11 protein-coding genes are annotated in these 13,444 nt (G+C 61.7%); 8 read left to right on the top strand and 3 right to left on the bottom strand.

Features of this window, described 5'->3' with window-relative positions:
* Positions 1–181: 181 nt before the first annotated feature.
* From BM403_RS11830 to rpmE, 3 genes are all read right to left on the bottom strand, one after another.
* On the bottom strand, positions 182–1,450 hold the full coding sequence (locus tag BM403_RS11830; protein ID WP_012721812.1) for a malic enzyme-like NAD(P)-binding protein: 1,269 nt from the start codon (positions 1,448–1,450) through the stop codon (positions 182–184).
* A 181-nt stretch (positions 1,451–1,631) separates the two neighbouring features.
* Positions 1,632–2,438 (bottom strand): thermonuclease family protein, encoded by an 807-nt coding sequence (locus BM403_RS11835; RefSeq protein WP_093542889.1) that lies wholly within the window; start codon positions 2,436–2,438, stop codon positions 1,632–1,634.
* 14 nt (positions 2,439–2,452) lie between these two features.
* Positions 2,453–2,686 carry a 50S ribosomal protein L31 gene (rpmE, locus tag BM403_RS11840; RefSeq protein ID WP_005784030.1) on the bottom strand — a complete coding sequence of 78 codons (234 nt, stop codon included), beginning with the start codon at positions 2,684–2,686 and terminating at the stop codon, positions 2,453–2,455.
* A 226-nt stretch (positions 2,687–2,912) separates the two neighbouring features.
* On the opposite strand from rpmE, the gene BM403_RS11845 reads away from it, so the two are divergent.
* The 8 genes from BM403_RS11845 (at position 2,913) to phaZ (ending at position 13,400) form a co-directional block, all read left to right on the top strand.
* Positions 2,913–5,132: a primosomal protein N' gene (locus BM403_RS11845; protein WP_093542891.1), complete on the top strand. Its 2,220-nt coding sequence runs from the start codon at positions 2,913–2,915 to the stop codon at positions 5,130–5,132.
* A 219-nt stretch (positions 5,133–5,351) separates the two neighbouring features.
* Positions 5,352–7,088: an arginine--tRNA ligase gene (gene argS / locus BM403_RS11850; protein WP_046033858.1), complete on the top strand. Its 1,737-nt coding sequence runs from the start codon at positions 5,352–5,354 to the stop codon at positions 7,086–7,088.
* Between the two features lies 1 nt (position 7,089).
* A complete protein-coding gene (locus BM403_RS11855) occupies positions 7,090–7,791 on the top strand; it encodes an SPOR domain-containing protein (protein ID WP_093542893.1) in 702 nt (233 codons plus the stop codon).
* 257 nt (positions 7,792–8,048) lie between these two features.
* The gene (gene hslV, locus BM403_RS11860; RefSeq protein ID WP_003171209.1) at positions 8,049–8,579 is read left to right on the top strand and encodes an ATP-dependent protease subunit HslV; all 531 of its coding nucleotides are present in this window, start codon (positions 8,049–8,051) and stop codon (positions 8,577–8,579) included.
* A 37-nt stretch (positions 8,580–8,616) separates the two neighbouring features.
* Positions 8,617–9,954 (top strand): ATP-dependent protease ATPase subunit HslU, encoded by a 1,338-nt coding sequence (hslU, locus tag BM403_RS11865; protein WP_025858691.1) that lies wholly within the window; start codon positions 8,617–8,619, stop codon positions 9,952–9,954.
* 148 nt (positions 9,955–10,102) lie between these two features.
* Positions 10,103–10,480, top strand: a complete 378-nt coding sequence (locus BM403_RS11870; protein WP_012721806.1) for a gamma-butyrobetaine hydroxylase family protein — start codon at positions 10,103–10,105, stop codon at positions 10,478–10,480.
* 249 nt (positions 10,481–10,729) lie between these two features.
* Complete coding sequence (gene phaC / locus BM403_RS11875) at positions 10,730–12,409, top strand: class II poly(R)-hydroxyalkanoic acid synthase (RefSeq protein ID WP_093542895.1); 1,680 nt, start codon at positions 10,730–10,732, stop codon at positions 12,407–12,409.
* A gap of 145 nt (positions 12,410–12,554) precedes the next feature.
* Positions 12,555–13,400: a poly(3-hydroxyalkanoate) depolymerase gene (gene phaZ, locus BM403_RS11880; protein ID WP_016979176.1), complete on the top strand. Its 846-nt coding sequence runs from the start codon at positions 12,555–12,557 to the stop codon at positions 13,398–13,400.
* The last annotated feature ends 44 nt before the right edge of the window (positions 13,401–13,444 follow it).

A 13,444-nucleotide genomic window follows, 5' to 3' on the forward strand; every position in this document is an offset into this window, starting at 1 on the left:
GCGAAGCCGCCCCAATCCAGGCACCGAGTTTCTCCAATTAGAACGAGGTGTCAGGTGTTGGGGCGGCTTCGCCACCCGGCGCGGGGCAAGCCCGCTCACTACAAGGCCATCGGCGAACTCCAGACAGCAAAAAGCCCCGACTCGTGAGAGCCGGGGCTTTTTGTTGGTGCGCTACAACGGCTTAGCCGTTGAACACATCATCCACGCTTTGCAGCGGGTAGTTTTTCGGATACGGCAGGGTGGCCACACCGGTCTCGATGGCGGCTTTGGCCACGGCATCGGAGATCAGGGTGATCAGGCGCTTATCCATTGGTTTCGGAATGATGTACTCACGACCGAATTCCAGCTTGGCGCCACCGTAGGCATCGCACACATCCTGAGGCACCGGCAGCTTGGCCAGTTCGCGCAGGGCGTTGGCGGCCGCCACTTTCATCTCTTCGTTGATGCGCTTGGCGCGAACGTCCAGGGCGCCACGGAAGATGAACGGGAAGCCCAGTACGTTGTTGACCTGGTTCGGGTAGTCCGAACGGCCGGTGGCCATGATCACGTCGTTACGGGTGGCGTGCGCCAGTTCCGGGGAGATTTCCGGGTCTGGGTTCGAGCAGGCGAACACGATCGGGTTGGCCGCCATGGACTTCAGGCCTTCGGCGCTCAGCAGGTTCGGACCGGACAGGCCGACGAACACGTCGGCACCGTTCAGGGCGTCAGCCAGGGTGCGCTTGGAGGAAGGGTGGGCAAACATCGCCTTGTACTGGTTCAGGTCGGTACGCTCGGACTGGATCACGCCCTTGCTGTCGACCATGTAGATGTTTTCCAGCTTGGCGCCCATGCTGACGATCAGCTTCATGCAAGAGATGGCTGCAGCGCCGGCGCCCAGGCAGACGATCTTGGCATCAGCCAGGGTCTTGCCGGCGATTTCCAGGGCGTTGATCATGCCGGCCGCGGTAACGATCGCGGTGCCGTGCTGGTCATCGTGGAATACCGGAATGTCGCACTGTTCGATCAGGGCCTTTTCGATCTCGAAGCACTCAGGTGCCTTGATGTCTTCCAGGTTGATGCCACCGAAGGTGATGGAAATGCGCTTGACCGTGTCGATGAAAGCCTGCGGGCTTTCGGAGTCGACTTCGATGTCGAAAACGTCGATGCCGGCAAAGCGCTTGAACAGCACGCCCTTACCTTCCATCACCGGCTTGGAAGCCAATGGGCCGAGGTTACCCAGGCCGAGAATCGCGGTGCCATCGGAAATCACTGCAACCAGGTTGCCTTTGCCGGTGTACTTGTACGCCAGTTCAGGGTCGCGGGCGATTTCACGTACGGGCTCGGCAACACCAGGGCTGTAGGCCAGCGACAGGTCGCGGGCGGTAGCAGTGGCCTTGGTGAGCTCTACACTCAGCTTTCCTGGACGAGGATGGGCATGATATTCGAGAGCGGCAGTTTTCAAATCAGACATATCGGCATTCCGCTTTTACTGTTGGTCGACGGACCGCCGAGGATACGCGTGTCGTAAAGTCCCTACAAGACTGGGCAGTCACAGGTGTCAAGGCCCCAAAGCGCCGTACTTTGGTCTAAGGCCACGGGATACAAGGGCTCAACTGTTCACAATCGACGAAAAAAATGTCTACAACTTTTTCTTATTCAGTCGATTTAAGCATGCTGGGATCGGTCAGCGGCAACAGCCAGCGGGCCTGGTCGTTTTTCAGGCCGCCACGCTCAGCACGGTCCTGCACCCAGCCACGCGCCTCAATTGTCTTACCTTGCAGGCCACTGAGCCATGCGGCGTCGAATTGGCGGACGAGGTCGGGTGCAATGCGTAATACCAGTGCCCCCTGCAATTCGATCCAGATTCCGCCGCGATTGCGCTCGATCTTGCTTACCCGCCCGCTGACCAAGGCAAAGCCGGATTGCTTGAGTTGCGCCACATTTTGCACGGGTGATTGCCGCCAAAGACCCAGCCGCGCCTTGCGGGCAGCGTTTTCGGCAGCCTGCTGGCAAGCGACGAGATCGACATTGGGCGCAACACCTACTTGAAACCCCAGCCCCTGGGCCAGCAGTTGTGCTTCCAGGTTCTCACCATCAGCGCCGTAGAGGTGAGCCAACGTTCGGCCGTAACGGTCCTTGCTCTCGCGGCCCGGCACCAGCCCGACACGGTGGTTGCTGGCATCCACCAAGGCCTGCAAATGCTGGCGGGCAGCGACGGCATAGGGCTCATCGGAGCGGCCACGCTTGCCGGTTTCCGGTGCATTGAGACCAATCATCCGCACGCTGCGACCGTCCTTGAGGCGCACCGTGTCGCCATCCACCACGCGCTGCACCTCCACCTGGGCCAGGGCGGCCGGAGCGGGGCAAAACACCTCGGCCTGGGCGACTGAAAGCCAAATCCCAGGCATAAAAAAGGCGCCCGCGAGGGACGCCTTTTTCAACAGCTTGCAAAAGCCCATAAGGCTTTTGAGCCTTACTCTGCTGGAGTAGCAGCAGGCTTCTTGCCGAAAGCACCAAAGCGATCTGCGAAGCGCTGTACACGGCCGCCGGTGTCCAGAGTTTTCTGCTTACCGGTGTAGAACGGGTGGCACTCGTTGCATACGTCAGTACCCAGTGGCTTGCACAGGTTCGAACGGGTTTCGAACTTGTTGCCGCAGCTGCAGGTGACTTCGATGGTTTCGTACGCTGGATGGATATCGGCTTTCATGGCACTTCCTCGGGCTAGCGTGCCGCCACTCGACACTATTGTCGAATACCGCACGTAATTAGGCCGCGGATTCTACCAGACCTTTTCAATCGCGCAAGCGGCGACACTATTTGCTTGTAAAGATAAAAGCACCTTTCATCAGAAAAGCGCGGCATACCCAAGCCACCCCTCGTCTGCTAGGCTCGCGCCCCTGCGCCACCGCCTGCCTTTATATGAGACCCCTCGCGTGCCCGACGCCATATTGCGCCTAGCCCTGCCCTCGCCCCTGCGCCGCCTGTTCGATTACCGGGCCCCGGCCGGCGTGCTGCGGGCGCAGTTGCAGCCGGGCATGCGCGTGCGCGTACCGTTCGGGCGCCGAGAGATGATCGGCATCCTGGTAGAAATCGCCGATCACAGCGAAGTGCCGGCCGAGAAACTCAAGCCGGCCTTGGCGATCCTCGACGCCACCCCACCGCTGCCACCCGCGCTGTTCAAGCTGTGCCTGTGGACCGCCCAGTATTACCAGCACAGCCTGGGCGACACCTTGAGCTGGGCGCTGCCGGTGCTGCTGCGCCAGGGCGAACTGGCCGAAGCGCGCCAGGAACGCTTCTGGTCGATGGTCCCCGGGGCGCGACTCGACGACCCGCGCATCGCCCGCGCGCCGCGCCAGCGTGAAGCCTTGGCCACATTGGCGCAGCACCCCCATGGCGTGGCTCACCAGCTATTAAGCAAGCTGATGCTGAGCAAAGACAGCCTCGACCTGCTGTTGGCCAAAGGCATGGTGCAGGTGGAAATCCGCAAGCACGCCCCCGATGCCCGTCACGAACACTGGCTGGCGCAACCGGAACTGCCGCTGAACCCCGAGCAACGCGCCGCCTATGAGGCGATTCGCGCCGGCTTCGACAGTTTCCACGCCTTCCTGCTGGCCGGCGTCACCGGCAGCGGCAAGACCGAAGTCTATCTGCAGTTGATCCGCGAAACCCTGCAGGCCGGCAAACAGGCGCTGGTGCTGATCCCCGAGATCAACCTGGGCCCTCAGACCCTGGCGCGCTTCGAACAGCGCTTCAACGCACGCATCGCGCTGGTGCACTCGGCGGTCAACGACCGTGAACGCCTGGAGTCCTGGCTGGCCGCGCGAGATGGCGACGCCGACATTATTATCGGCACCCGCTCGGCCCTGTTTACGCCGATGAAAAACCCCGGGCTGATCATCATCGACGAGGAGCATGACGGCTCCTACAAGCAGCAGGAAGGCCTGCGCTATCACGCCCGCGACCTCGCACTGGTGCGCGCACGCCAGGAAGACATCCCGATTGTGCTGGGTTCGGCCACGCCGTCCCTGGAAAGCCTGCACAACGCCTACACCGGCCGTTACGGCCTCCTGCGCCTGAACGAGCGGGCGGGCGGCGCCAAGCAGCCACGTTTCCTGCGCCTGGACGTCAAAAGCCGCCCGCTGGACAGCGGTATTTCCGGTCCGATGCAACAAGCCATCGGCCAGACCCTCGCCGCCGGCCAGCAGGTGTTGGTGTTTCTCAATCGCCGAGGCTTTGCGCCGACCCTGCTGTGTCATGACTGTGGCTGGATGTCCGAATGCGAGCGCTGCGATGCGCGCATAACCGTGCACCAGCGCCATGGCGAGTTGCGCTGCCACCATTGCGGCCATGTGGAACGGGTGCCGCGTCACTGCCCGCAGTGCGGCAAGGTCGACCTGCGACCGGTAGGCGCAGGGACCGAACGGGCCGAAGAACGCCTGGGCATCCTGTTCCCAGACTACCCGGTACTGCGCGTCGACCGCGACAGCACGTCGCGCAAGGACGCGATGAACCAACTGTTCGCGACCATCCAGAAAGGCCAGCCGTGCATCCTGATCGGCACGCAAATGCTTGCCAAAGGGCACCACTTTCCACGAGTGACGCTGGTATCGATCCTGGATGCCGATGGCGGGCTGTTCTCCGGGGATTTTCGCGCCAGCGAACGCATGGCACAGTTGATCGTCCAGGTCGCCGGCCGCGCGGGCCGCGCTGAAGAGCCAGGCCGGGTGATTATCCAGACGCACCTGGCCGACCACCCACTGCTGATCCAACTGACGGAACAAGGCTACTTTGCCTTCGCCGAACAGGCGCTCAGCGAACGCCGCGCCGCCGGCCTGCCGCCGTTTTCCCACCTGGCCTTGCTGCGCGCCGAGGCCCACAAACCGGGGCAAGCAGAGAGCTTTCTGGATGAAGCGTGCAGCGCCGCCGAACGTTTGCTCGGCGAACTGGGTCTGAGCGGCATCGAACTGCTCGGCCCGGTGCCCGCGCCCATGGAGCGCCGCGCCGGGCGCTATCGGGCTCAGCTACTCTTGCAGGCAACCTCGCGCGCGCCCCTGCATCGGCTATTAAGTAGCTGGTTGCTTGCCCTGGAGCAAATGCCCAGTGGCCGACAGGTGAGATGGTCGCTGGACGTTGACCCGGTAGACCTTTATTGAATTGCCCTTGTGGCGAGGGAGCTTGCTCCCGCTGGGGTGCGAAGCGGCCCCAACGATTTTGGGAGTGCTCCGCACTCCAGCGGGAGCAAGCTCCCTCGCCGCAGGTTAATCGTCTGTGAAGGTCCGACGAAGGTTGGCAAGCCCGCCCTCGCCACGGATAATGCCCAGTTTTTCCACCTGCGCATCGCGCGCCGCCGCTTGCGGTCGAAAGAGAACACCATGAAAGACACCATTCGCCAGCTGATCCAACAAGCCCTCACCCAACTCGTCAACGAAGGTGTGTTGCCTGAAGGCCTGACGCCGGCGATCCAGGTGGAAAACACCCGCGACAAGACCCACGGCGACTTCGCCAGCAACATCGCGATGATGCTGTCCAAGCCTGCCGGCATGAAACCGCGCGACCTGGCGGAAAAAATCATCGCTGCGCTGCCTGTCGACGATAGTGTGACCAAGGCCGAAATCGCCGGCCCAGGTTTCATCAACTTCTTCCAGAACACCCAGGCGCTGGCCGGCCGTCTCGACGCGGCCCTGGCCGATGCCCGCGTGGGCGTGCGCAAGGCCGGTCCGGCCCAGCGCACCGTGGTCGACTTGTCGGCGCCTAACCTGGCCAAAGAGATGCACGTTGGCCACTTGCGTTCGACCATCATCGGCGACGGCGTGGCCCGGGTATTGGAGTTCCTCGGTGATGAGGTCGTCCGCCAGAACCACGTGGGCGACTGGGGCACGCAGTTCGGCATGCTGATGGCCTACCTGCAGGAAAACCCGATCACCAGCGACGAACTGTCGGACCTGGAAAACTTCTACCGCGCCGCCAAGAAACGTTTTGACGAGTCGGAAGCGTTCGCCGACCGCGCCCGCGGCCTGGTCGTCAAGCTGCAAGCCGGTGATGCCGAATGCCTGGCACTGTGGACCAAGTTCAAAGACATTTCGCTGTCCCACTGCCAGAAGATCTACGAACTGCTCAACGTCAAGCTGACCATGGCCGATGTGATGGGCGAGAGCGCCTACAACGACGACCTGATCAACGTGGTCAATGACTTGAAGGCAGCGGGCATGTTGGTCGAGAGCAACGGCGCCCAGTGCGTGTTCCTCGACGAATTCAAGAACGCCGACGGCGAGCCGCTGCCGGTGATCATCGTCAAGGCCGATGGCGGCTACCTCTACGCCACCACCGACCTGGCCGCCGTGCGCTACCGCAGTGGCACGCTCAAGGCTGACCGCGCCCTTTACTTCGTCGACCAGCGCCAGGCCCTGCATTTCCAGCAAGTGTTCGCCGTGGCGCGCAAGGCCGGTTTCGTGACCCACCCGATGGACATGGAACACATGGGCTTCGGCACCATGAACGGCGCCGATGGCCGCCCGTTCAAGACCCGTGACGGCGGCACCGTGAAGCTGATCGACCTGCTGACCGAAGCCCAGGAACGGGCCTACACCCTGGTGAAGGAGAAGAACCCTGAGCTGGCCGAGGCTGACCTGCGCAACATCGCCCGCGTGGTGGGCATTGGTGCGGTGAAATACGCCGACCTGTCCAAGCACCGCACCAGCGACTACAGCTTCAACTTCGACCTGATGCTCAACTTCGAAGGCAACACCGCGCCGTACCTGCTGTACGCCTACACCCGCGTGGCCGGCGTGTTCCGCAAGCTGGGCAAGGACTTCAGTGAAGTCGAAGGCCAGATCGACCTGCAAGCGCCGCACGAACAGGAACTGGCCGCCAAGCTCGCGCAATTTGGCGAAGTGCTGAACAGCGTGGGTGAAAAAGGCACGCCGCATATCCTCTGCACCTACCTGTACGAAGTCGCCGGCCTGTTCTCCAGCTTCTACGAGAACTGCCCGATCCTCACCGCCGACGACGAAGCCCAGAAGCAAAGTCGCCTGCGCCTCGCCGCACTGGCTGGACGGACCCTCAAGCAAGGCCTGGAATTGTTAGGCCTGGAAACCCTGGAGCGTATGTAAGTTGGCTGCCAAGAAAAAACCTGCACCCAAGCGCGGCGCCAGCCGCTACCAGGCCCCAGCGAAAAAGCCGATCCCGGGCTGGTTGTGGATGGCGATCGGCCTTACGGTCGGCGCGTTTGTCGTGTTTCTGATGAAGCTGGACCCCGGCCAGGGTGACGACGTCAAACGCGTCAAACAGGAGCAGCAGAAAGCCACCAAAATGGCCGAAGCCAACAAGACCGCACCAAGCCCGACGGCACCGGTGAAGCCGAAGTACGACTTCTACACGCTGCTGCCGGAATCGGAAGTGATCGTGCCGCCTGACGCCGTACCGGAGAAAACCCTACCGACGCCGCAAGTGCCGACCACACCGGTGACCCCGGCGGAAGCGGCAAAAATCGACACCGCGCGTGCCCAGGCCGCACTGGCCGGGATTACGCCGCCGCCAGCCCCGCCGGTTGCCGAGACCAAGGCAGCACCGGTGACCAAGTTCTTCCTGCAGGCGGGCTCGTTCCCGAAACAGGCGGACGCGGATCGCGTGCGGGCGCAGATCATTCTGCTGGGCCAGACGGTGACAGTAGAGTCCGGCACAGTGAAGGATGCGACGTGGTATCGCGTGCTGGTGGGGCCGTTCAGCAACCGTGAACAGCTGACCGTGGCGCAGAAACAATTGGCCGGCGCCGGGTTTAGCAACCTGTTGTTACAACAACGCCAGAGCCGCTGACCTTCAGCTAACCTGGATCAAATGTGGGAGGGGGCTTGCCCCCGATAGCAGTAGATCAATCAACATTTTCGGTGACTGACACACTGCCATCGGGGGCAAGCCCCCTCCCACATTTGGTTTTGCACCGCTCTGGAATGGGTGTCAGACCGATAAACACCACTCGTCCGCCATAAACCCCTACAGTTGAAATCCCCCCCACCACCCCCATATCAGTTTCCATCAGGGCATTTTCGCCCCGCTGCGTGGAGACTCTCCCCTTGACCACCATCGTTTCAGTACGTCGCCACGGCAAAGTCGTCATGGGCGGCGACGGCCAGGTTTCCCTGGGTAATACCGTGATGAAAGGCAACGCCAAGAAAGTGCGTCGCCTGTACCACGGCCAGGTTCTCGCAGGCTTTGCCGGCGCTACCGCCGACGCCTTCACCCTGTTCGAGCGCTTCGAAGGCCAGCTGGAAAAACACCAGGGCCACCTCGTGCGTGCCGCCGTCGAACTCGCCAAAGAATGGCGCACCGACCGCTCCCTCAGCCGCCTGGAAGCCATGCTGGCCGTCGCCAACAAAGACGCTTCCCTGATCATCACCGGTAACGGCGATGTGGTTGAGCCTGAACATGGCCTGATCGCCATGGGTTCCGGCGGTGGCTACGCCCAAGCCGCAGCCAGCGCACTGTTGAAGAAAACCGACCTGTCGGCCCGCGAAATCGTCGAGACCGCCCTGGGCATCGCCGGTGATATCTGCGTGTTCACCAACCACAACCAGACCATTGAGGAGCAGGACCTCGCCGAGTAAGCCGTAGGCTTATTCCCGCTTGAGGCCGCCAAACACTATGTCCATGACTCCCCGCGAAATCGTCCATGAACTCAACCGCCATATCATCGGCCAGGACGATGCCAAGCGCGCCGTTGCCATTGCGCTGCGTAACCGCTGGCGCCGGATGCAACTGCCCGAAGAACTGCGCGTTGAAGTAACGCCGAAGAACATCCTGATGATCGGCCCGACCGGCGTCGGTAAAACCGAAATCGCCCGTCGCCTGGCCAAGCTGGCCAACGCGCCGTTCATCAAGGTCGAAGCCACCAAGTTCACCGAAGTGGGCTACGTCGGCCGCGACGTCGAGTCAATCATTCGTGACCTCGCCGACGCCGCCTTGAAGCTGCTGCGCGAACAGGAAATGACCAAGGTCAGCCACCGCGCCGAAGACGCCGCCGAAGAACGCATCCTCGATGCCCTGCTGCCACCGGCCCGCATGGGCTTCAACGAAGACGCCGCGCCGGCCTCGGATTCCAATACCCGCCAGCTGTTCCGCAAGCGTCTGCGTGAAGGCCAGCTGGACGACAAGGAAATCGAGATCGAAGTCGCCGAAGTCTCCGGCGTCGACATCTCTGCGCCGCCTGGCATGGAAGAAATGACCAGCCAGTTGCAGAACCTGTTCGCCAACATGGGCAAGGGCAAGAAGAAAAGCCGCAAGCTCAAGGTGAAGGAAGCGCTGAAACTGGTGCGCGACGAGGAAGCCGGGCGCCTGGTGAATGAGGAAGAACTCAAGGCCAAGGCCCTGGAGGCGGTCGAGCAGCACGGCATCGTGTTTATCGACGAGATCGACAAGGTCGCCAAGCGCGGTAACTCGGGCGGCGTGGATGTGTCCCGTGAAGGCGTACAGCGCGACCTGCTGCCGCTGATCGAAGGCTGCACCGTGAACACCAAGCTGGGCATGGTCAAGACCGACCACATCCTGTTCATCGCCTCCGGTGCGTTCCACCTGAGCAAGCCAAGCGACCTGGTGCCGGAGCTGCAAGGCCGTCTGCCGATTCGCGTGGAGCTCAAGGCGCTGACCCCGGGCGATTTCGAACGCATCCTCAGCGAGCCGCATGCGTCGCTCACCGAGCAGTACCGTGAGCTGCTGAAAACCGAAGGCCTGGGCATCGAGTTCCAACCGGACGGCATCAAGCGCCTGGCGGAGATCGCCTGGCAGGTCAACGAGAAGACCGAGAACATCGGTGCGCGTCGCCTGCACACCTTGCTGGAGCGCTTGCTGGAGGAAGTGTCCTTCAGCGCCGGTGACCTGGCAGGTGCGCAGAATGGCGAAGTGATCAAGATCGACGCGGAGTACGTCAACAGCCACTTGGGCGAATTGGCGCAGAACGAAGACTTGTCGCGCTACATTCTGTAAGCCTCACACAGAATCGCTTCGCTTCAATGTGGGAGGGGGCTTGCCCCCGATAGCGGTTTGTCAGACAGATATATGCTGACTGACACACTGCTATCGGGGGCAAGCCCCCTCCCACATGTTGAAGCCGGTTTCTTCAGGATCATTACCTATGTCCAAATTCCCCACCGCGGTAAACCTGCACAAAACCTCCAACACCCTCGGCCTCACCTACGGGCCCGACGAGGTGTATCAACTGCCTGCCGAACTGCTGCGCACCCACTCGCCTTCCGCCGAGGTCCAGGGCCACGGTAAACCCATCCTGCAATTCGGCAAGCTCAACGTCCGGTTGACCAAGATCGAACCGGCCGGCCAGTACGCACTGAAATTGACCTTCGACGACGGGCATGACAGCGGACTGTTCACCTGGGACTACCTCTACCAGTTGGCCGTGCGTCAGGATGCACTGTGGGCTGATTATCTCGCCGAGCTCAAAGCGGCCGGCAAAACCCGCGACCCGAGCGAGTCGGTCGTGCGCCTGATGCTCTAGCCCAGGCCTCTTGCTCATTAGTGGGCATTTTCTAATTGCTTCTGCTTGAATGCCCTGTCGCGTGACCAAAGATTGGTCCGCTTGCGAAAAAAATTAAACTCGGGTAACCAATGGAGCTGGCAAGTTCCCTGCATTTGACGATGCGGTATCAACGGTCACCCGAGTCGCAGTACCAGGCTTGTGTTGTGTATCGAAACTTCGTACGCAGCGGTACCCGGTACTCGTCTTTCGGACAATGGAGCGTCGTAGATGAGTAACAAGAACAACGATGACTTGAAACGCCAGGCCTCGGAAAACACCTTGGGGCTTAACCCGATCATCGCGTTACGCAAAAAGGATTTATTGGCGTCGGCGAAGATGGTGCTGACCCAAGCCATCAAGCAACCGTTGCACAGCGTCAAGCACGTGGCTCATTTTGGCGTCGAGTTGAAGAACGTGATGTTCGGCAAATCCCAACTGACCCCCGAAAGCGACGACCGCCGCTTCCACGACCCGGCCTGGAGCCAGAACCCGCTCTACAAACGGTATTTGCAAACCTACCTGGCGTGGCGCAAGGAACTGCACGACTGGATCGGCGACAGCAACCTGTCGGAACAGGACATCAGCCGCGGCCACTTCGTGATCAACCTGATGACCGAAGCCATGGCCCCCACCAACAGCGCGGCCAACCCGGCGGCGGTCAAACGCTTCTTTGAGACCGGCGGCAAGAGCTTGCTCGATGGCCTGTCCCACCTGGCCAAGGACATGGTGCACAACGGCGGCATGCCGAGCCAGGTCAACATGGGCGCCTTTGAAGTGGGCAAGACCCTGGGCACCACCGAAGGCGCGGTGGTGTTTCGCAATGACGTACTGGAGCTGATCCAGTACAAGCCGATCACCGAACAGGTGCACGAACGCCCGCTGCTGGTGGTGCCGCCGCAGATCAACAAATTCTATGTCTTCGACCTGAGCCCGGAGAAGAGCCTGGCGCGCTTCTGCCTGCGCAATGGCCAACAGACGTTTATCGTCAGCTGGCGCAACCCGACCAAGGCCCAGCGCGAGTGGGGCCTGTCGACCTATATCGAAGCGCTGAAGGAAGCGGTCGACGTGGTCACAGCGATTACCGGCAGCAAAGACGTGAATATGCTCGGCGCCTGCTCCGGCGGCATCACCTGCACTGCCCTGCTGGGCCACTACGCCGCGCTGGGGGAGAAGAAGGTCAACGCCCTGACCCTGCTGGTGAGCGTGCTGGACACCACCCTGGACACCCAGGTGGCGCTGTTCGTCGATGAGCAGACCCTGGAAGCGGCCAAGCGCCACTCCTACCAGGCCGGCGTGCTGGAAGGCCGCGACATGGCCAAGGTGTTTGCCTGGATGCGCCCCAATGACCTGATCTGGAACTACTGGGTCAATAACTACCTGCTGGGCAACGAGCCGCCGGTGTTCGACATCCTGTTCTGGAACAACGACACCACACGCCTGCCGGCCGCGTTCCACGGCGACCTGATCGAATTGTTCAAAAATAACCCACTGGTGCGCGCCAACGCCCTGGAAGTGTGCGGCACGCCTATCGACCTCAAGCAGGTCACCGCCGATATCTACTCACTGGCCGGCACCAACGACCACATCACGCCGTGGCAGTCCTGCTACAAGTCGGCACAGCTGTTTGGTGGCAAGGTCGAGTTCGTGCTGTCCAGCAGTGGGCATATCCAGAGCATCCTCAACCCACCGGGCAACCCCAAGGCGCGCTACCAGACCAGCGACAGCCTGGCGGGCAAGCCGCTTGAGTGGCAGGAGAATGCGACCAAGCACACGGATTCGTGGTGGCTGCACTGGCAAGTGTGGCAGTCGGAGCGGGCGGGCAAGATGAAGAAGGCACCCACAAGCCTGGGTAACAAAACCTACACCGCAGCAGAGGCGGCGCCAGGCACATATGTACACGAGCGCTAGATTGAAATGCGTTCAAAGGTGGGAGGGGGCTTGCCCCCGATGGCGGCGCATCAATAACAGATGTACTGACTGACACCCTGCATCGGGGGCAAGCCCCCTCCCACATTGATTGCATTCCAACCCCACCATTTCACAGGGCTTGAGCATGCCGCAACCGTTCATCTTCCGTACCATCGACCTGGATGGCCAGACCATCCGCACGGCGGTACGCCCGGGCAAGCCTCACTTGACGCCGTTGCTGATCTTCAATGGCATCGGCGCCAACCTTGAGTTGGTGTTTCCGTTCGTCCAGGCGCTGGACCCGGACCTGGAAGTGATCGCCTTCGACGTGCCCGGCGTGGGCGGTTCATCCACACCGAACCGGCCGTACCGTTTTCCCGGCCTGGCCAAACTCACCGCACGCATGCTCGATTACCTGGACTATGGCCAGGTCAATGCGGTGGGCGTGTCCTGGGGCGGCGCATTGGCGCAGCAATTTGCCTACGACTACCCGGAGCGCTGCAAAAAGCTGATCCTCGCGGCCACGGCGGCGGGTGCGGTGATGGTGCCGGGCAAGCCCAAAGTGCTGTGGCTGATGGCCAGCCCACGCCGTTACATCCAACCGTCCCACGTGGTGCGCATTGCGCCGATGATCTACGGCGGCTCGTTCCGCCGCGATTCGAAACTGGCCGCCGAGCACGCGAGCAAAGTGCGCTCAGCGGGCAAACTGGGCTACTACTGGCAGCTGTTCGCCGGGTTGGGCTGGACCAGCATCCATTGGCTGCACAAGATCCGCCAACCGACGCTGGTGCTGGCGGGAGACGACGACCCGCTGATCCCACTGATCAACATGCGCATGCTCGCCTGGCGCATCCCCAATGCACAGTTGCACATCATCGATGACGGCCACCTGTTCCTGATCACCCGGGCCGAAGCCGTTGCACCGATCATCATGAAGTTTCTCGAGGAGGAGCGTATGCGCGCGGTGATTCACCCGCGACCGGCAGTGTAAGGACCACACTGCCGCGCAACTTGCCGAGAACCGACTATGGTTCT

Source organism: Pseudomonas sp. OV546 (assembly GCF_900116845.1).
Classification (GTDB): Bacteria; Pseudomonadota; Gammaproteobacteria; order Pseudomonadales; family Pseudomonadaceae; genus Aquipseudomonas; species Aquipseudomonas petroselini.